The organism is Pantoea rodasii (genome assembly GCF_002095465.1).
GTDB lineage: Bacteria > Pseudomonadota > Gammaproteobacteria > Enterobacterales > Enterobacteriaceae > Pantoea > Pantoea rodasii.
Genome location: NZ_MLFP01000008.1, coordinates 132,491 through 150,402 on the forward strand (window position 1 = coordinate 132,491; position 17,912 = coordinate 150,402).

The following is a 17,912-nucleotide window of genomic DNA, read 5'->3' on the forward strand; positions in this document are numbered from 1 at the left end:
GTATTTAAAATTAGCCCAAAGAAACCTTAAATTATAAATAAAAAGTGACTTTTTCAGCACTGGGATTTCAGGGTCACGACTGCCTTATCCATGAACAGTAGGTAGCGTTGCAGGAGAACTAACGCCTGTTCACCCGAGCTGTTTTCTTTAGCTGCAGGGCATTATTATCAACAGTAAAATTATGAAATCCTGCGCTGACGACAAGCCCATGATAAGGCCATTTTAATACAGTTATTGTTACAACTTAATTTAATTCACTGAACTTCTGACTGTACGCGCCGATATGACATATCAGTCGTATTTTGTGCCGATGTAAATTAACCAGGAGAAATAATGTTCAAAAAATTACTACAAAAAAAGCCTGCCATAGTACAGGTTAAATCAGCTATATCTGAAGTACCAGATATTCAAGAGCACTACGCATATCACAGTGACACTGAACTACTGAAGTGTGTGATGGAGATAGGGCATGAATGCGTCTGGTACATTGAGTCACCCGACAGGTACAGTGATTCGCCCGTATTTTTATCGCACTCAGCCCGTCGTCTTTTAGGTCTGACCCCTGATGAAGAAGTCGGAACGCATTCTCTTATGCAGAGAGTTCATACAGAGCATCAGGATGCTTTCACAGATTTCGTTTTCTCTTCACTCAGCCATGGTCCGGCTAAGAAACCGCTTCAGTGCATGGTCAAAACTGACAAAACCAATTTTCAGTGGTTTCTTTTTCAGGCAAAGTACTGTGTGGAATTTTCGCCTCCGCGCTTAGTAGGCATTATCAAAAATATTGAACAGCAAACCACTCAGGCACGTCTTTTTGATATTGTTTCCACGCGCTTTGACCTGTCGCGGGAAATGCTCAACGACGGACTTTGGGATCTTGATATCATTGGTGGCAATCCGCTTAATCCTGATAACGTCTTCTGGTGGTCACCGCAGTTCAGAAAACTGCTGGGTTTTGAAACTGTCGAAGAATTTCCGGACGTGATGGACAGCTGGGCTTCACGCCTTCATCCGGATGACAGGCAGGCTGCACTTGACGCTTTCGTTAAGCACCTGATGGACTACAGCGGTAAGACAGGTTTCGATATAGAATATCGCCTTAAGCTTCGCAGTGGTGAATACCGGTGCTTTCAGGCTCGCGGTCAGACAAAGCGCGCGCCCGACGGTACTCCGCTCCGTGCCGTCGGGGCGCTGATTGATATTCAGGCCCGAAAAGACCGACGGCTGCATGAAGATAGCGAGGTCAGGAGGAACATTCAGACAGCTGAAGCAGCGAAAGAAATCGCCGAACTGGTCTCAGAGAACGGAAATATTGCTGCACAGATCAAACTTATCTCTCTCAATGCCAGTATCGAAGCGGCAAGGGCGGGTATACATGGGCGTGGCTTCTCCGTAATTGCCAGTGCTATCAGAGGACTTGCGGAAAGGACGGCAGATATAACAGGACAAATTTCCCGTCTACAGAAACGCATACAAAGTTTTTCTGATAGTACTGAATAGCTTCATGAGCATTCATTCTCTGACGTTAATTAACCTTCGTTACAGACTGACCTTTTGACCTGTTCATCTGATGAAGGATTAGGGCGGTATATAACCTGAAGTGTTCAAACCTCTTTTGGCAGAAGTGCGCCTCTGCTGATTGATGAACAATTTACATCAGCCTGCCAGAGCGTTTTGAATGTGAGGCTCTGGCTGGATCACCTTCCTTACGGTTGACCGATAAGCTGCGTCTTACCGCCTGATGATTCGCTTCGGGCCTTCTGGCTGAGATTTGATGCAAGAATGCAGACTTCGTATTTAAGACGAGATGCCTGGTCAAGTGACTGCTTCTGGTCTTGAGATTGATATGCAGCGAAAAAATGACACGACTGACTCTGACAGATATTGATATCCAGATGAAACACCAGTTTGTTACCTGTGCGAAGCATCAGTCATCTTTCCTTCTCAGACAACATAAAGTGGAGCAGGTATGTACCTGCTCCAGGTAAGACGCCTTGCTGAACACCGACATGAATATTTTCATCTTTTACGGGAGCTTGTGCAATTCATTGAGATGGGAGACGCAGATAAGGGAAGAAAAACCTGCAGCGTTGGAATGGCAACTCACCCACAGCCCTTGCTCATAAACAACAAGGGGGTTATTGGCGGTTAACATCATGATGCGTTAAGCGTTCACCGGTTTAATAATAGCTGACTTCATGGGGAAACGGCTTGATTCCACAGGCCAGTATTTACTTTCAGTGTTGTCCGTTGTGTCCGTATTACCAGTGCGTTAACCACTCACAATAATTAAAGCATTCCCTGAAGGTGGGATAATGGCCGAAGCTTTAAGGCTGAATCTGCATGGCTAACTGCTTACTCACACAGGTGTGTGAGTAAGCACAATTCAGGAATTAGTTGAATACCATCCCGCCATCGATGAGTAGCGATTGACCGGTCATGTAGTTGGAATCAGGTCCCGCCAGGAATGCCACACACGCGGCCACATCTTCCGGCTCGGAGAGTCGGCCCAGCGTAATTCGTTTTGCAAACTCTTGCGTGCCAAAGCCTGCTGGTTCCCCCGCAGCTTGTGAGATTTGTCTGTCAATAGATTCCCACATGGGGGTTTTTACAATACCCGGACAGAAGGAGTTAACAGTAATACCTAGATTTGCAAGGTCTTTTGCCGCCGTCTGCGTGAGCCCGCGAACGGCAAACTTACTGGAGCTGTATACGGCCAGGTCCGGATTCCCCACATGCCCTGCCTGAGAGCAGGCGTTGATGATTTTACCGCCGTGTTTCTCTGCGACAAACGCGCTGATTGCTGCCTGCATACCCCAAATCACACCCTTGACGTTGACATCATAAACTTTATCGATGATCTCCTCGGTGATATCGGCTATAGGAGTTGTTGGCGCAATACCAGCATTGTTCACAATTACATTAAAATCCCCCAAAACAAGGCGTGCTTCATCAACGGCGTGAAAGACCTGCTCGCGCTGGGTGACATCAACCCTTAGCGCTATAGCTTTTCCTCCCGACCGGACTATCTCATCAGCGACATGCTGCGCTGTTTCGACATTGAAATCCGCGATGGCAACCGCAAAGCCGTCTTTAGCCAGGCGTATGGCAATAGCTGCGCCGATACCCTGGCCGGCTCCGGTCACAAATGCGACTCTGTTTTTCATAATATTGTCCTTTTAAATCAGAGAATTTGACTCAGGTGCAACTGACTCATCAGCAGCGGGTTGTCGCTATAGTCGACCGGGATTGCGACCACTGCAGGGCCGCTGACATCCATCGCGCTGCGTAACGTTGCCTCGAGTTCTTCGGCACAGTTAACTGCGAAACCGGTGGCGCCGAATGCTTCGGCATAGGCTTTAAAGTTAACCGGGCCGAAGTTGACGCCAGATATGCGCTGATATTTTTTATCTTCCTGCATGGCGACCATGTTGTAAGCGTTATCGACCCAGATGATGTGCAGGATATTGGCTTTGAGCCTGACGGCAGTTTCCAGCTCCATGCTAGACTGCAGAAATCCCCCATCCCCGGAGACCGATACGACTTTGCGTGAAGGATCAACTAACCAGGCTCCGATAGCCCATGGCAGAGCGACACCCATGGTCTGCTGCCCGTTGGAAATCATAATCTGACGCGCCCGGAAACTGTACAGATAGCGCGCTATCCAGATATGAAAGCTGCCCATATCAACGGTGAGGCTGATATCAGAGTTGATGATGTCCTGCATCGCACGTACGATGCGCAGTGGATGCAGTGCAAACTGATTCAGGCTGGCGCCTTGCATGGCCAGCAACTGCCGTTGATGCTGTCGGTCTTCCAGTACAGAAGAAGCAGCGTTGCTGAGTTGCAGTGGTAAGTGAATGTGCGCGGCAATCTTGCGTACGGTCTGTGCTATATCGCCCACCAGTTCAGCGTCGGGAAGATAGTGGTTATCTGTATCAGCTGGTAACACATCAATATGCACCAGAATCGCCTTACCACTGTTCCACATGGCCGGTTCATACTCTACCGGGCTGTAACCAATAGTGATGATCAGGTCAGCCTGCTGTAACAATCTGTCTCCGGCCTGGTTATTAAATAATCCTACACGACCTGCGAACCGTGAGAAGTTCTCCTGTCTGACCGCGCCTGCAGCTTGATAGGTACTGGTCACAGGGATCTGGCTTTTTGACAGTAATTCATGGATTGCGGCGCTGTTTTCTGGCTGGCTGGCCATCAGTCCCAGCAAAATGACAGGATTTTTTGCCCGGCTGATTTCCTGGCCGACAGCGGCAATCAGGCCATCGGGAGCGGCACCCAGCTTGACGTGCCCATGGTTTTTCAAAGGGCTGCCCGAAACAGGTTGATCGATAACATCTTGTGGCAGGCTGATAAATGCGCCTCCACCGCGTCCATTTTCAGCATGACGAAAGGCATTCGACACACATTCGGGCAACGCGGCAGGGTCTGTCACCTCAACAGCATACTTAGTGACCGGACGAAACATCGAAACGGTGTCCATGCTCTGGTGAACCTGTTTGGCGCTATCCGACCGTTTAACCGCTCCTCCTATTGCCACCACCGGATCCCCTTCACTGGTAGCGGTTGCCATACCGGTAATCAAATTCGAACAACCCGGTCCGGAGGTAACGAGTGCGACACCTGCATGTCCCGTCAGTCTGCCTACCGCGGCGGCCATAAAGGCGGCATTTGCTTCATGCCTGACAGGGATGAGCTGAATGGGTGAATCCAGCAGTGAATCAAAAACTTTATCGATTTTGGCTCCAGGGATGCCAAACACGTGTTTTATACCTTGTGCCTCAAGCTGCGCAACAACCAAATCGGCGCCGCTGTTCCAAAGAGTGTGGTTGATTAACGTTTTCATATTGCCTCCTGCTGTTAGCTTTCGACGGATCGAATGGCTTCATCAAGATTGTGAGGATTAAGCTCTGCCCGAAGAAATTCGGTATCCCGGGGCAGTTCAATGACAAGCTTGCTAATGGCGCCGAAGGTCAGATTTCCCTCTCTGAGCACATAATCGAGGATGTGCCCACCGCCCTGTCGGTCATCAGTAATAAAATGTTCGTGATAACCCGCCACGTTGATTCCTTGCATGTATTGCGGTGTGCGGAAACCAATTAATTCACCCAGGGTGTCCTTAAATGTGAAAGTGGGCTGATCGCTTAGTACTTCAGGCATCGAGCGATAGGGGCGGCACTGACAGGGTACAGTTCGTGTCTGAACAGTATGAAAGTGTCCGCTGATGCGCATGGCGCAGAATTGATTGTCTGAGGTGATTTGAGTGTCGATAACCTGATGAACATCTTCTCGCGTCGCGGTTACGGTGAAGCGGTGATGATACTCAGGTTTGAAAAAGGTCATCACAGCGAAAGGCGTTTTTTGCCCGAGTTTAGCAGGGTTAGCCGTGCCGTCGGAGCGTAGCTGATAAACATGACTGTCGAAGGCAATAAGTTCTCCATCAAGCCGATTAAAGGTCCCCAGACCAAAATCACCTTTTTCCAGCAGCTCGGAAACTGTGGTTGAACCGTCATAAACCCCACTGAGTAGTGCGCTCATGAGTGAAGTCTGATAGATGATTTTTTCTGGTGAATCATCATTGAGTGTTTGGACAGTTTCTCTCAACTGTTCATCGCATGAAGACTCAGATACAAAGTTATACATTTGCCACCTCGCAAACCGATAGTTAAGCCGTGTTAATATCATCTTGGGCTTTTTAGCTGACCGAATCCAATAGCGAGACATGTTAACTTTGAGACGTTTTTGATATGGAACTTCGCCATCTGCGTTATTTTATTGCTGTCGCCGAGACGCTGCATTTCACTCGTGCCGCTGAGGTACTGGGTATCTCTCAACCCCCGCTAAGCCAGCAAATTCAGCGGCTGGAGCATGAAATTGGGACACCTTTACTGAAACGTCAGACACGGGGTATTGAACTCACCGAAGCAGGCAGGGCATTCCTCAATGATGCCTCAGAAATTGTGAAACTTGCCGACCACGCGCTTGAGAGAGCCCGCGGCATGGCTCGGGGTATAAGCGGACAGATCTCCCTGGGTTTTGCCAGTTCGGTGGCCTTCGGGGCGCCAGTATTTGACCTTATTTATCGTTTTAAAACGCGGTATCCGGCGATGGAACTCATCGCCCGGGAAGAGAATATGGCTTTACTGATGCAGGATCTGCATGATGGATTACTAGACGCAGCATTTATTCGTTTACCCTGTGAAAGCAGTAAAGCATTCAATCTGAAGGTCATTGCTACTGAGAGAATGATGATTGCTTTACCTGCAGGTCATCCATGTAGCCATCTACCCACCGTTTCGTTGACGCAGCTGGTGGACGAAACACTGATTATGTTTCCGCGTGAAGTCGCTCCCAGTCTTTATGAACTCATCGTCAGCACATGCATACGCGCAGGATTTACCACCACGCGATTTCTTCAGGCGCCACAAATAATGTCTTCTCTTGGTATGGTGGGGTCAGGATGTGGTATCGCATTAGTACCTGAGTCCATGTGCTGTGTGAACAATCCGCACATCATGTTTTGTGAGATTGATAACAATACCCTCTTTACTGATATTGCTTTTGCCTGGCGCCGCAGCAATCCCTCCCGGGCGGTAATGCACTTGCTTAGTTTAATAAACCAGTAGTTCAGCCAGGAATGGAGATCCATTTAGTACCTGACCATTGATATTAAATACCCGATCTTCAGTAACTAACTGGATGATACCCAATCCGGCAGAAGACAGCGACTGCATACCTTTATTACCCTGCGCAGGTTAACTGAAATAAACACCTTAGAATGACCATAGTTCGTGTTGAAATCTATGGCGTCAGCGACGCTCAGAGTCAGTTCACTCTGCGCTGATTCCCGTTATGTTCGCTGAGTAAAACACCACATTTATTCGATGTACATTACCCTTATCATTATCGTGACAGAGTCATGACAGACATTGACGTCAAGTATAATCCGCATTCCTTCCACAGAATTGTATGAAGCTTCATGCCTGCGCGAACATCCGGTAGCAGAACCGGCATGGTGTCAGCATCCGGCAATGCCATCACCTTGTAGCCTGAGAAATGGCTCCTGTGGCGGGATTCAGCAGCACAGACAGAAAGCTGCATCCGTTCATGGAGCCCCGGTGAGACACATTATAGATATCAGGTTATGCCTCAGGCGAATACGCGCAGCCGGGATACTTTTCTCCCTCTGTTATTGGCACCACACAGTTAAGCAAAAGTGTTTTAAAACGCGTGCAAGCCCCTTTCAGGCATGAGCATCAGTGATATACACAGGGAGCTGTCAGTAAGGATAATCTTCCCATGTTTCAGCAGACCACGTCAGTTTTACCCAATGATTTCTCTTTCCATACTGACCCTGCCCCGAAATCCTGCGCCCATTCTTTGGAGACGGGAGCAGGCATGCGGTTTCTTCGGGTCAGTTGTATTGAACAGGTGACGTCAACACACATACTCAACGAGTGATAAGTACAGAAGCGCTCTCCTTAACCCTATGGAGCATTGGGATTGTAAGCTTCAGAACAGCTCCGGGATTAAATATGAAGCTATCTTTGTACATTTTGTGGGGTATTCGCTTCTCTCAGATGCAGAGGGCAATAAACTGTCTATTCTTAGTGAGTTAGATACACGACTTTCCAACCATAAGGGATACGCAATGCATAAAAAAGGCCTTTTATTTTCTCTTGATTGCTTCAGCTTTCGCCTTCTCTGTCACCGGTTGTTCCTCAAATCAGGCGATTAAAACTTCAGACGGACGCACCATCGTCACAAACGGAAAGCCTCAGATTGACAGTGACACCGGTTTGGTGTCTTACAAAGATGCTCAGACTGGCAGAACCGAGCAGATCAACCGCGACAAAATTACCAACATGAGTGAACTGGATAACTGATAAGGAACATACTGTGAAAAAAATGTTTTTTTCAGCCATAGCGACGATTATTGCACTTTCAGTTCTGACCGGGTGCACACGGACAAGCTATGCAATTCACACAGTTGATGGTCGTACAATTGTCACCGATGGTAAACCGAAAGAGTCGGATACGGGAATGCTGGGTTATACCGATGCTAACGGTGTGAAACAGCAACTCAACAAGCAGGAAGTCAAAGAAGTTTCTGAAATCCCTCATTAATTATTAAAAAAACCGCCCTTTGGCGGTTTTTAATATTTTACCTGAAACCGACGACTAACGAGCAAAGACGTACAGCTGCCCGGTGCGATTCTGCAGACAACTTCATCCTCCCGGTGTTTAATCCCTCTTTAAAACCTGTCAACTTCTATGCCTGTGCATAAGGGTAAATGGCGGGCGGATGAAAGAGCTTTTAACGTCAACAGACCAATTGAAGCTTGATTTCGGACGAATCAGCACTCAGGCTTATACTCTGCGCGATACCAGATCTGCTCAGCGCAAAAACAGGACAAATTTTTTGCGCCGAAGCTTTGGTCAAAGCAAAGAGAAAACTCAAAATCACCTCAACAGTTTATACAGTGACTGCTGTAGTGGTTAACACTCAGTGGGGCGCATCCGGGTCCGGCTACTGTGCTGAATACTCTTGTTTCATGGGGCCGTTACACCCGAATTAATTATCAGCATTACACAAAGAAATTTTTATTGAAGGCAGTGTACCCGTGCACTCTGATCAGTAATTTATTTTCAAGGTGGTTTTTTATCCGCTGACTGCCAGCCTTAAGAATTAACCTGACACCAGGATGAAATGAGTGGATTAAAAGGGCAAGCCGCCCCTTTAAAAATTGGTGGGCTTAACCCTGCGAACGTTGAGCATACATGATGCAATCTCTTCCCGCTCTTTTTGCTCGATAAAGTGCATTATCAGCAGCAGTAATAATTGCAGAAGAGGAGTCCCTTTTCTGTTTGATTGCTACACCAATACTTAAAGTAACACTAATACTGCCGTTACATCCATCTGAAACAGATGTCTTTATCTTTCTGATAACATCTTCAGCATTAGCGTCGTCAAAAATTATAATTGCAAATTCCTCACCGCCTGATCTGGAAATAAAAACATTGTCTTTTACAAAGCCACTCAGCCTCAACCCCAGATTTCTCAATACCTTATCCCCTGCCTCATGACCATAGGTATCGTTGATTTTTTTAAAGTGGTCAATATCTGCTATGCAAATTATTCCAGCCCTGCTTTCTATTTCTCTGAGCTTAACATTGAGGTGCCGCCTGTTAGGTAGTCCTGTCAATTCGTCTGTTAAGGACAGACTAACCGCAGATTTATAATTATGGTTAACGTATGATATGAACTTATTGAATGAATAAATAATCATAAGCATGGCTGGAACGTAAAGAAGAGCTGCTATTACAGATGCAGCATCCCTGTCAATCAGGTTAAGACCTCCAGCCATAGACGCCAGAGATGAATTCAGGAGCAAAAATAAGCTAACCCTGAAAACCAGTAAATGCATATCTTTAGAGTGAATGTTAAAAGATTTTCTAATGAACCATACCATTACTGTTACTGTGCAAGAGTTAATAAAGAAGTAAAAATTCAGTTTTGATGTATCACCAATTGCCAAAAAAGAATAACAATCAGCGTTGCCATAATGCAAGTGTAAATAATCACCATTCTATAAAGAAGGCCTTCCGGGGATTCCACTTCATGAATGAGCTTGTCATGTATCTTAAAATTCATCATATAATCCTGATTTAGTTTAAGGAGTAATAGTACCACGTGATAGTTTAGTAAGGTCATAAATTGTGCTTTTCAGGTTGATGATTCCATTTGATGCATAAACAAATCAGGCGCATAAGAATTCGCTGCAATTACTCAGACTGCTTTTTGTCAATTCCCTATAGAAACCATAAAAATTTATGAATGAAGCGTGACAGTCCCCTACTCCGGATCGTTTCTGCCAGCAATTCCGTTTCGTGCCTTCTCATGGGTGCACAGATAACCTCATCCCGGTTACCCGGCAAGATGTATTCGGCATTCAACGGTTATCCCCACACCATCATTAACCTCGCTGATACGCAGTTAATGATGGTGAGAGACAGACCGAAAGATGAAGGTTGACGCGGAAAATTTTATGAGAAAATCGATTTTATTGCTGAGTCGCGCCTTGCTTTCTGCATATCAGATACAGGATGTCACCTGACCTCCTGTAATTGATGACGCTTTAATGCACCCGGCAGACGCCAGTCAGTTAGTCGGAACTGCAAAGCTGGTCATGCGAAACCGGAGGGATGTAACGAAACTTTACCGGGATCTTAGCGTGAACCAGAATACGAATGAGTTAGCTGACGGCGCGCGCGATGCGGCTTTATGTGCCTCAGCTGTCAACCCAGCCCTGGGGCTATGGGTAAAATGGAGTATCCTTTCAGGCCCGCTTTTAGAGAAGAAAATGCCTTAATGAGGACATTCACTTTTCTGTCGTTGATAATGACATCAGCGAGCATGATTAGAATTTATAACCCCAGACTGGCAAGCAGGTCATCCACGTCATCCTGGCTGGCAGCTTTATCCTTAGTCTGTGAAGAAGATAGGTGTGATATGTGGTCGGGCGTATTGTCGCGCAGCACCTTTATCAGTTGCCCCTCTACATCATTCAGCACGCTGACCATACGCTGCACGATCTGGCCCGTCAGATCCTGAAATCCCTGAGCCATCATAATGGCATGCAGTTGATGTCGAGTGGAACCCGCTATGGATGGAATGGTGGCCAGCCAGTCCTGTGTGTCCGTGGCGAGTTTAAGAGAGGCCTTCACACCTTGAGGATTCTCCTCCCAGGCGTTCCAGCGTGACGTTAGCTTCTCAGCGTCATCTGCAAGCCCGTACTGCAGGGGCTGAGTCAGCTCAACGCTGGTCAGCACTCCCTCGGCGGCTTCCCGGGTCATATTGACCACATAGCCAAGCCTGTCGCGGGCTTCAGGTATACTGCCTGCCACCTCAGCTATTGTTTTATCAAGCCCGAGCTGCTGTAAGCTGTCGCGCAGAGAGCGCAAAATTGCACCGGTGCGCAGGGTAAGTGCCCGTATATCGGTTCCCTCGCCGTTAATGTCGGGTGATGTCATGAAGATAGCTTCCTGTAAAGGAGTTTGAAGTGATTTAGTTATCGGCAATCTGTGTACATTATTGAGATCACACCTGACAGGTAGCACTTTAAAGGCGCATGTCCGGGGCCGGGTGGCGCCAGAATAACACGTTAAATTTCGGTCTTTACCCCAGCCAGTTAAGTCTGTGCCAGCGCAGACAGGCGCCGATAACCACACGTACAGGGAGCCGGAGTCTTCAGCGTTACAACCGTAAATCCCACGTTTGCCCTCCGTAACAATCAGTATGTCGTATAACGTTTTTGTACTGCCTGTTTAGCACGCAGACCATGCAGACTTTAACTTCCACCTTCATCGCTCGGGTTTGCCTTGCCATAATTGACTTTGTCCTCTACGACTTTACAGCCGTCGACATCACCCCGTTTTATATCATCAGAAGCTTGTGCTTTTCAGGCCGATATAGCCCCAGCCCACAAGGATGAAGCTATCAAGAGCATCGTTCTGAACATGAGCCATTGCTGACTTCATCTGGAGGAGACCCCAATAGAGAATAGGTTGCACACTCAGCGTTCGGGCAGAAAATCTAAGTGAATAACCGGCAGCAACGGCAGTGCGTCAACAGATAAAGGGCATACCAGAAGGAGGCCCCAAAGCAGGTTAATCAAAAAAATGCCTGTTTAAACTGGACGCGGCGTACATCATTCCCGCCGGCTTCTGACTTCAGCAAATTCAGGCAGAAAATGTCCGGAAAGAATGACGCCTGCACGAGGATACGGCCACTTCCCCATCAAGCTCATGAATACGTGCTGTCTTTCATTAAATCATATCAGATTTTATTTTTATAACTTTTAAGCCAGTAACTGAACCGTTCCCCCATAGCTTTTGCCTGTTCAGAATCCCGGGCGTCACAAAGATAGAGACGCGAATTAGGTGGTGAATCAGAAGTGGCCAGATAAATCTCGTTACGGTCGTCAGTGTCATCAATAATAATTGCTGTAAAGTTGAGTGAGGACCATTTCTTAATGGCCTCTCTGAATTCTTCCTGTTGCATAATGGCCTCGATACCTGCTGTGTAAAACAGGAATTGTCAGGACCAGAGCAAATTCATGGTAGAGGCATTTTTCCTAATTGACTCTGACCGGATCCAGAATTCGAATTTGTGCGACTTTATACTTAACCTGCATGTGAGAATGATTCTTCATTCCCACTCATCTTCTCTGAACGTTTAAGCCCCATTTCAGGATCACTTAGGTCCACTAATGAGTGGATAAAGGTCCTTTGTTCGTCAGATAAGTACAAAATGTTAAAACTGCATTGATTACCCCCCTTTTGAACATTAAAAGTAACAGCATGTTTTTTCTCGAATCTTCTCATAACACCCCCCGTCAGAATCACTGTATTTTCCGCGTTATCAGAGTAAGGATTGCCATAAAATCCCAGACTCGGGCAACGTCAACTCCCCCACCAGGAGAAATAGACTTAATATTTTTTTCAATATCTAAGGTGAGGCATCAGATAAGGAAAAGAAACATTAAAGTAACAACTTTGCGCCTTTCAGATTTATTACCTGAATTCTAACGACAGTATTAAGCGAAGCGTGGAGATTAAACGAAACTACAAATTGCGAGCACGCTCACATAAATTTTGATTTATGGCACTGAAATACTGATGAAACCGCATAGAGGATGGCCATTGAAGTGACAGCGCATTTCAGAAAAAATCATTTTAATCCGGCCACTTACAAGCCTGCTGCAACTATATTACTTACTATACGATAACGGAGAAGAGTGCAGAAAATATCTTTCCCGACTAATGATTATGTGCCGCATGGGGCCTGCCAGACGACGGAAAAAATTCGGGACAAGCCTGTAAGCGAAAACAAAAAAGAGGGCCCCGGAGGGCCCCGCTAAACAGCTGTCAGGGAAAAGTATGTTTGTTTGGAGTTTTGTTACCGGTTTACCGGCTGTTACCCGGTATCGGTCAGCATCGGCAAAACTTTAAGGCTGTTGTATTTATTTAACCTCTGTCATGCGCTTGTTTTTTCTTCAGTCGTTCCGCATCCCACTCCCCCTCAACCTCTTAGGGATTGTGGCACGCTCGCCATCAGTGCAGCCGCAGAGCCGTGAGACAAATGTGAAATTGACGACAAGTTGCTGCGTCAGGTCTCATCATCACATCTCCTTATAAAAGTTTGCCTGAAATACTCAGGTAGAAGGTATCAACGCCAGACAGTTCTTCAGAGCATTTTCTATCGCGTACCGCCGGAAGTTCAGCAGCTGGAGGGCGAGCTTCCTGCTTTAATCCAGTTTGGGATTGAGCTCACAGCGGCGTCAGGTCAGTAATGTCGGACTGCTATGCTGCACGCCAGGTGACACATCGTGCACATGCAGAACGTGTCCGCGCTCCCCAACCTTGGGGTTGCCGCCCGCTAAGGGCGGCTTCAGTAGGTGGGGCTGCACGTGCTGCCAGGCGTGCTCTGGTATCACAGGAACCTCATTAGCCATTCGGTGCGGCCCATCCCTGTTCCATAGGCTAATTAAGCGTCAGTGAAGGGACAGTTAACGAGAGCATCCGGCAGGAATAAAAACTGGTAATAAACTGGCTAACATTACTTTTTCAATAAACTTAGTTTGTATTCAACGGTAAACATCTCGACAGCCATCGAGGAAAACATTAGCTGGCTTCCGTAAGATTTCACCGCCACTGGCAAAGCAATGCCCCTGAGGGTTTTTCCGGCACTGGCGGCCTGCCATAGCGCCAGCGGTGCGATACCGGCCTGACGGGCAAACGCATCCAGCGATATCAGTGGTTCATCGGAATCCGGGGCAGATAATGATGCGCGCGTCTGCCACTGATTCAGGAAGGACAGTGCCTCATCCTGCAGGAACATTACGGCGGCACCGCGCACCTGATGACAACGAGGAAGGGAAAAGCCCCCAGCATCCCGTCAGCGCGCGTTGCCTGCAGCAGTTCGCGCGGCAGGATAATGAGCATGTCGGCAAAGAGATCAAGTCGAATATACATTTCATACCTATGTCTGGAGTGTGTAAGGCAGTCCATCGCAGGTCCCGGGCATATATGCTACGGTGACTAAGATTAATCCTGGGAGAATGAGTATAGATGTCATAATGAGAACCGCCAGACCAGTTCGTGAATGTCACACAACGTAACAAAGGGGTATCCTGGGCCTTCTTTTTTCAGTCTGCGACGCGTAAGTGAGGTGTCCCGGATCAGGCCGCCCGGGTGCAGCGTTCCGGTACCTGCGTAGAAGCCCTGTCCCTGCGCGGGATAGAACTGGGCACCCTGACCGGCGGTCAGAGCCGGACCTGACTGCACGGCGGAGTCCGGGGTCACAATAGGGCGAGGTGACCCGTCGGCAGCTTTGCTCCCCCTTCGACGGCGTGATAGCGTCGGCTATTGTGATGACTTGCTTTTTCAGCTTGTCGTTCTAATTTTTGAGTAAGCTGTTCAGCGTACCGAGGTCTCGCTCAGGGCCCGCGGTTTTATTCTTTTGCAGTGACGCGGTCGCCACGTCTTCGGCAAAGGCGGTGTTATCATGCCGCCGGGCTTTTCAGCTTCTCCTGAAGGTGCGAGCAAGCCCAGATGCCACCGCCGTGCGCCAGCATGACCGAGGCCGACACGCAGGCAATCCCCCACTCGAATCCCACCCCGCTCTCATAAAAGGTGCAGGTAGAAAGCATCACGCCTGCAGGCGGTTTATGTGACGGATCACGTGAAGCCTTAACACCGGCTCTGCGGTACGTCGCAATTCACGACGCTGCGGGCCACGCTTACCAGCGTTTTTTGAAGGGCTGTCTTTCCTCACATATCTCTGGTCCGGGTTAGGCTTCAGTGTAACGTCCGCCGTAACAAGGTTAAACCCGGCGGCGGTTTCCGGGAAGGTGGTTAAGTCCTTCCCGGTGATGCCGGTAGTGAGCTCGCCGCCGATGATGATCGTGTTGCTCATCTGCGCTTTGAGGTACGCGTTGCTCCGAACAGCCTACGGTCAGCGCTGCTGCCTGCGTCCATGGCTGAAAAAGTCATTTCCATGGGTTGAGTCCTGTTATGTCATCGATGCAGAATCGGAGGTGAGCGAGTGGCAGTTGTGTTTAATGTTAACCAGGGCTGGATTTAGTAGATGCGCATTGGCTGTAAACAATGAATATCCAGGATGAACGCTCTTTGAAATTGTCACCTAGACCGAGAAGTACAGAACAGAACCTGTTTGGCGATAACCGCATCAGATTCGTAGAAAACTGGAAGAGATCCCGGGTACAGAGTGATTCCAACTGACAAAGTTCACGGCATCAGAGCCGTGCCCCCCCGACAACCGGGTCAGTAAAGAGGACGGAACGACGAAGCGGATGCACTATTGGCCGATATTAACCCCCATAAACAATTATCACTCGTGACTATCGCAGCAATATGTAATGTGCAGGCAGCGTATGCCGATAACCGGAGCAGTATTTACATAACCGGGTTCTTAAGATGCGCCTGCATAAGCTAAAAAATCTGTTTTCTCTGAATCACTCACGTTCATCCGCTTCTGTAGGCGCGCTTGAGCAGGCTATGGCAGTTATTGAGTTCTCCCCTAGAGGAATAGTCCACAAGGCCAGCCCGCTCTTTCTCACTACCATGGGGTACCGTGCAGATGAAATAATCGGGCACCATCACAGTATGTTCTGTCCCCCATCGCTTATCAGTACACCTGAATACTGCCATTTCTGGCAGCGCCTTGCGGACGGTGAGAGCTTCAGTGGCAAGTATATGAGGCTGGCAAAAGGGGATCGGCCCGTCTGGCTTGAGGCAAGCTACATTCCCGTTGCTGACAGGCGCGGCAGGGTCTTTAAAATCATTAAAATAGCCGCAGACGTTTCCGGGCGCGTACAGTCAGCACTAGAGCTGGAATCCCTCGTCAATGCCATCAGCCGCTCTATGGCCGTTATTTCGTTCGACCCGGTCGGACTTGTTCTTGATGTTAACGAAAACTTTCTTAAAGCTACCGGGTATCAGCGGGATGAGATCATCGGTAAACACCACCGGATATTTTGTAGCGAATCACTTTATAAAAGTGAAGAGTACCGGCAGTTCTGGGAAAAACTGAATCAGGGTGAGTTTTTCTCCGGGCAGTTCCCGCGGCTCAACCGTCGTGGTGCACCGCTATGGTTACGCGCCACCTATAACCCGGTCTTCAGCGCCGATGGCAAACTGTACAAAATTGTAAAGTTTGCTTCAGACGTCACAGAGCAGGTCCTCCGGAATCAGAGAGAGCAGGATGCCGCCGTGCACGCGTGGGATATGGCAGTCCAGACGCGGGGAAGCGCGCAGACAGGTGCAGACGTAATAGAGAACAGCATCAGAATGATAGACAGGATAGCACTGGGGATGAGCTCGGTTTCGGCGGATATAACCCGACTCAACAGTCAGTCTGACAGCATTGACGGTATGGTCGAAACTATCCGAAGTTTTGCCATGCAGACAAGACTTATTGCCCTGAATGCCGCTATTGAAGCCGCCAGAGCGGGTGCATCAGGCAGAAGCTTTGCCGTTGTCGCTACAGAAGTACGTAACCTTGCGGCGAGCGTCAGTGGTGCCACCGAGGAAATCGAACGGGTCGTGGCGGATAACAACCATCTGGCAAAAAAAGTACTCAGTGGTATTGAAGGCAGCATGGCGAACACCAAAGACGGCGTTACGCTCATGCGTGAGGCGGGTAAGGTCATTGCCAGTATTCAGAGGAACTCTGAAGGCGTGGAGAAAGCCGTAGAGAATGTGGCCCACTCAGTGCAAAAGGGGCCTGCCTGATATGTTGATTATAAAAAACGAAAAGGGTCAAAGCCCGATTATTTCCGTTACAGGATATTCAGTATACGTAACGTTACCGGTACGACAGGCTGCTGTAAGCGAAGACTGTTGTGAGTACGCTTGCAGCAGATACGTTTTTAAAAGCGCTTATTATGCCCGCCTGCAGCATATACGTGAGCCTCAGCATAAAAAGGGAGACTGGCCCTGAGACGGATACCTGGCATGAGAAAACCGGGATATTGCACTGAGTCGCGGATCGGATTTTGCGGGCAGCACTGGCCTGGGAACTGCACTTATCACGACTGGGAGCCCTTTTTACGGGCAGAAGTCTGCACCTCTTTCATGCCATCCACTGCCTGTACATGCTGCTGTTTCAGGTGCATGCTTTCACCTCACAGATTTTTTGCGGTTATTCTGATAACCCATGTTCAGTCAGCTTTCATCTGTGTGCTTATCTGACCTTGGATAGCCTGTGGTAATCAGTGAATCTCGTATAACGGGATGCATAAGGCGGCAAACGTTATTATGGCAGGGCCGCTATAAGCTTCTGCCGCAGCGTACTGATGCGGCAGGCCAGTTCAGCAAGTTCTTCATAAGGCGTTCCCATCACTGAAACCATATCTGTCGGCACGCCGTAGGCCTGTTCTGTAAGCTGCCATCCCTGTTTCGTCAGGGAAATAATTACCCTGCGCTCGTCACCACCAACGTCGCGATTACGGGCAATGATACCGCCTGACTCAAGCCTTTTGAGGAGATGGCTGAGCGTACCTGAATCCAGGAAGACACGATCACCTATTTCAGAAACGGTGATGTTATTATGTTCCTGGAGCGTGAGCAGAACCAGATACTGCGGGTAAGTGAGCCCAAGAGGCCTGAGCCTCGACTGGTAGAGTTTGGTCATTGCCAGCGAAGCGGAGTAAAGCGCAAAGCAGAGAAAGTCGTCAACAGTCGCGGGGACATCAGCTGCTAGCACAGCGTTATCTTCTTCATCTCTTTCATGGTTCTTGATAGTAGTCATTCGCACCCCAGGTAACGTGGAGGACAGTCCTCCTTCCTGAAGCGGAGTCACCAGACGT

At 48.4% G+C, this 17,912-nt stretch carries 16 protein-coding genes; 5 read left to right on the plus strand and 11 right to left on the minus strand.

Annotated features, from left to right (window positions below; genetic code table 11):
- The first annotated feature begins 333 nt into the window (after positions 1–333).
- On the plus strand, positions 334–1,500 hold the full coding sequence (locus HA45_RS12765; RefSeq protein ID WP_100702894.1) for a methyl-accepting chemotaxis protein: 1,167 nt from the start codon (positions 334–336) through the stop codon (positions 1,498–1,500).
- Between the two features lie 893 nt (positions 1,501–2,393).
- On the opposite strand, the gene HA45_RS12770 is transcribed toward HA45_RS12765, so the two are convergent.
- The 3 genes from HA45_RS12770 to budA are packed head-to-tail and all read right to left on the minus strand — an operon-like array spanning position 2,394 to position 5,661.
- On the minus strand, positions 2,394–3,167 hold the full coding sequence (locus HA45_RS12770) for a (S)-acetoin forming diacetyl reductase (protein ID WP_100702897.1): 774 nt from the start codon (positions 3,165–3,167) through the stop codon (positions 2,394–2,396).
- Between the two features lie 17 nt (positions 3,168–3,184).
- Positions 3,185–4,864 (minus strand): acetolactate synthase AlsS, encoded by a 1,680-nt coding sequence (gene alsS / locus HA45_RS12775; RefSeq protein ID WP_100702898.1) that lies wholly within the window; start codon positions 4,862–4,864, stop codon positions 3,185–3,187.
- A gap of 14 nt (positions 4,865–4,878) precedes the next feature.
- On the minus strand, positions 4,879–5,661 hold the full coding sequence (budA, locus tag HA45_RS12780) for an acetolactate decarboxylase (RefSeq protein WP_100702899.1): 783 nt from the start codon (positions 5,659–5,661) through the stop codon (positions 4,879–4,881).
- Between the two features lie 104 nt (positions 5,662–5,765).
- Here budA and HA45_RS12785 point away from each other — a divergent pair, with 104 nt between their 5' ends.
- From HA45_RS12785 to HA45_RS12795, 3 genes are all read left to right on the plus strand, one after another.
- Positions 5,766–6,644, plus strand: coding sequence for a LysR family transcriptional regulator (locus HA45_RS12785; RefSeq protein WP_100702900.1), 879 nt, complete (start codon positions 5,766–5,768; stop codon positions 6,642–6,644).
- Between the two features lie 1,029 nt (positions 6,645–7,673).
- Positions 7,674–7,904, plus strand: a complete 231-nt coding sequence (locus HA45_RS12790) for a YgdI/YgdR family lipoprotein (protein WP_128598953.1) — start codon at positions 7,674–7,676, stop codon at positions 7,902–7,904.
- 22 nt (positions 7,905–7,926) lie between these two features.
- Positions 7,927–8,145 (plus strand): YgdI/YgdR family lipoprotein, encoded by a 219-nt coding sequence (locus tag HA45_RS12795; RefSeq protein WP_420849069.1) that lies wholly within the window; start codon positions 7,927–7,929, stop codon positions 8,143–8,145.
- Between the two features lie 629 nt (positions 8,146–8,774).
- On the opposite strand, the gene HA45_RS12800 is transcribed toward HA45_RS12795, so the two are convergent.
- The 7 genes from HA45_RS12800 to HA45_RS12820 form a co-directional block, all read right to left on the minus strand.
- On the minus strand, positions 8,775–9,386 hold the full coding sequence (locus tag HA45_RS12800; RefSeq protein WP_244563443.1) for a GGDEF domain-containing protein: 612 nt from the start codon (positions 9,384–9,386) through the stop codon (positions 8,775–8,777).
- Between the two features lie 1,060 nt (positions 9,387–10,446).
- Entirely contained in the window at positions 10,447–11,052 is a 606-nt protein-coding gene (locus tag HA45_RS12805; RefSeq protein WP_100702904.1) for a protein phosphatase CheZ, read from the minus strand.
- An 805-nt stretch (positions 11,053–11,857) separates the two neighbouring features.
- Positions 11,858–12,082 carry a hypothetical protein gene (locus tag HA45_RS12810; protein ID WP_100702905.1) on the minus strand — a complete coding sequence of 75 codons (225 nt, stop codon included), beginning with the start codon at positions 12,080–12,082 and terminating at the stop codon, positions 11,858–11,860.
- Positions 12,083–13,639: 1,557 nt separating this feature from the next.
- Entirely contained in the window at positions 13,640–13,921 is a 282-nt protein-coding gene (locus HA45_RS12815) for a hypothetical protein (protein ID WP_128598945.1), read from the minus strand.
- Complete coding sequence (locus HA45_RS28675; protein WP_280174515.1) at positions 13,921–14,055, minus strand: hypothetical protein; 135 nt, start codon at positions 14,053–14,055, stop codon at positions 13,921–13,923. The genes HA45_RS12815 and HA45_RS28675 overlap by 1 nt, the downstream gene beginning before the upstream one ends.
- Before the next feature lie 530 nt (positions 14,056–14,585).
- Positions 14,586–14,732: a hypothetical protein gene (locus HA45_RS27305; RefSeq protein ID WP_157811642.1), complete on the minus strand. Its 147-nt coding sequence runs from the start codon at positions 14,730–14,732 to the stop codon at positions 14,586–14,588.
- Positions 14,732–14,998 (minus strand): hypothetical protein, encoded by a 267-nt coding sequence (locus HA45_RS12820; protein ID WP_100702908.1) that lies wholly within the window; start codon positions 14,996–14,998, stop codon positions 14,732–14,734. The genes HA45_RS27305 and HA45_RS12820 overlap by 1 nt, the downstream gene beginning before the upstream one ends.
- Before the next feature lie 521 nt (positions 14,999–15,519).
- On the opposite strand from HA45_RS12820, the gene HA45_RS12825 reads away from it, so the two are divergent.
- Positions 15,520–16,836, plus strand: coding sequence for a methyl-accepting chemotaxis protein (locus HA45_RS12825; RefSeq protein ID WP_240629247.1), 1,317 nt, complete (start codon positions 15,520–15,522; stop codon positions 16,834–16,836).
- A gap of 523 nt (positions 16,837–17,359) precedes the next feature.
- Here the strand turns inward: HA45_RS12825 and HA45_RS12830 are convergent.
- Positions 17,360–17,854, minus strand: coding sequence for a MarR family winged helix-turn-helix transcriptional regulator (locus HA45_RS12830; protein ID WP_100702910.1), 495 nt, complete (start codon positions 17,852–17,854; stop codon positions 17,360–17,362).
- Positions 17,855–17,912 lie beyond the last annotated feature (58 nt).

Coding starts and splice junctions, on each gene's coding strand:
- HA45_RS12800 (WP_244563443.1), bottom strand. CDS start 9,386: ATGGCTGGAGGTCTTAACCTGATTGACAGGGATGCTGCATCTGTAATA.
- HA45_RS27305 (WP_157811642.1), bottom strand. CDS start 14,732: ATGCTTTCTACCTGCACCTTTTATGAGAGCGGGGTGGGATTCGAGTGG.
- HA45_RS12770 (WP_100702897.1), bottom strand. CDS start 3,167: ATGAAAAACAGAGTCGCATTTGTGACCGGAGCCGGCCAGGGTATCGGC.
- HA45_RS12810 (WP_100702905.1), bottom strand. CDS start 12,082: ATGCAACAGGAAGAATTCAGAGAGGCCATTAAGAAATGGTCCTCACTC.
- HA45_RS12825 (WP_240629247.1), top strand. CDS start 15,520: ATGCGCCTGCATAAGCTAAAAAATCTGTTTTCTCTGAATCACTCACGT.
- HA45_RS12795 (WP_420849069.1), top strand. CDS start 7,927: ATGTTTTTTTCAGCCATAGCGACGATTATTGCACTTTCAGTTCTGACC.
- HA45_RS12820 (WP_100702908.1), bottom strand. CDS start 14,998: ATGAGCAACACGATCATCATCGGCGGCGAGCTCACTACCGGCATCACC.
- alsS (WP_100702898.1), bottom strand. CDS start 4,864: ATGAAAACGTTAATCAACCACACTCTTTGGAACAGCGGCGCCGATTTG.
- HA45_RS28675 (WP_280174515.1), bottom strand. CDS start 14,055: ATGTATATTCGACTTGATCTCTTTGCCGACATGCTCATTATCCTGCCG.
- HA45_RS12805 (WP_100702904.1), bottom strand. CDS start 11,052: ATGACATCACCCGACATTAACGGCGAGGGAACCGATATACGGGCACTT.
- HA45_RS12765 (WP_100702894.1), top strand. CDS start 334: ATGTTCAAAAAATTACTACAAAAAAAGCCTGCCATAGTACAGGTTAAA.
- HA45_RS12830 (WP_100702910.1), bottom strand. CDS start 17,854: ATGACTACTATCAAGAACCATGAAAGAGATGAAGAAGATAACGCTGTG.
- HA45_RS12815 (WP_128598945.1), bottom strand. CDS start 13,921: ATGTTCCTGCAGGATGAGGCACTGTCCTTCCTGAATCAGTGGCAGACG.
- HA45_RS12785 (WP_100702900.1), top strand. CDS start 5,766: ATGGAACTTCGCCATCTGCGTTATTTTATTGCTGTCGCCGAGACGCTG.
- budA (WP_100702899.1), bottom strand. CDS start 5,661: ATGTATAACTTTGTATCTGAGTCTTCATGCGATGAACAGTTGAGAGAA.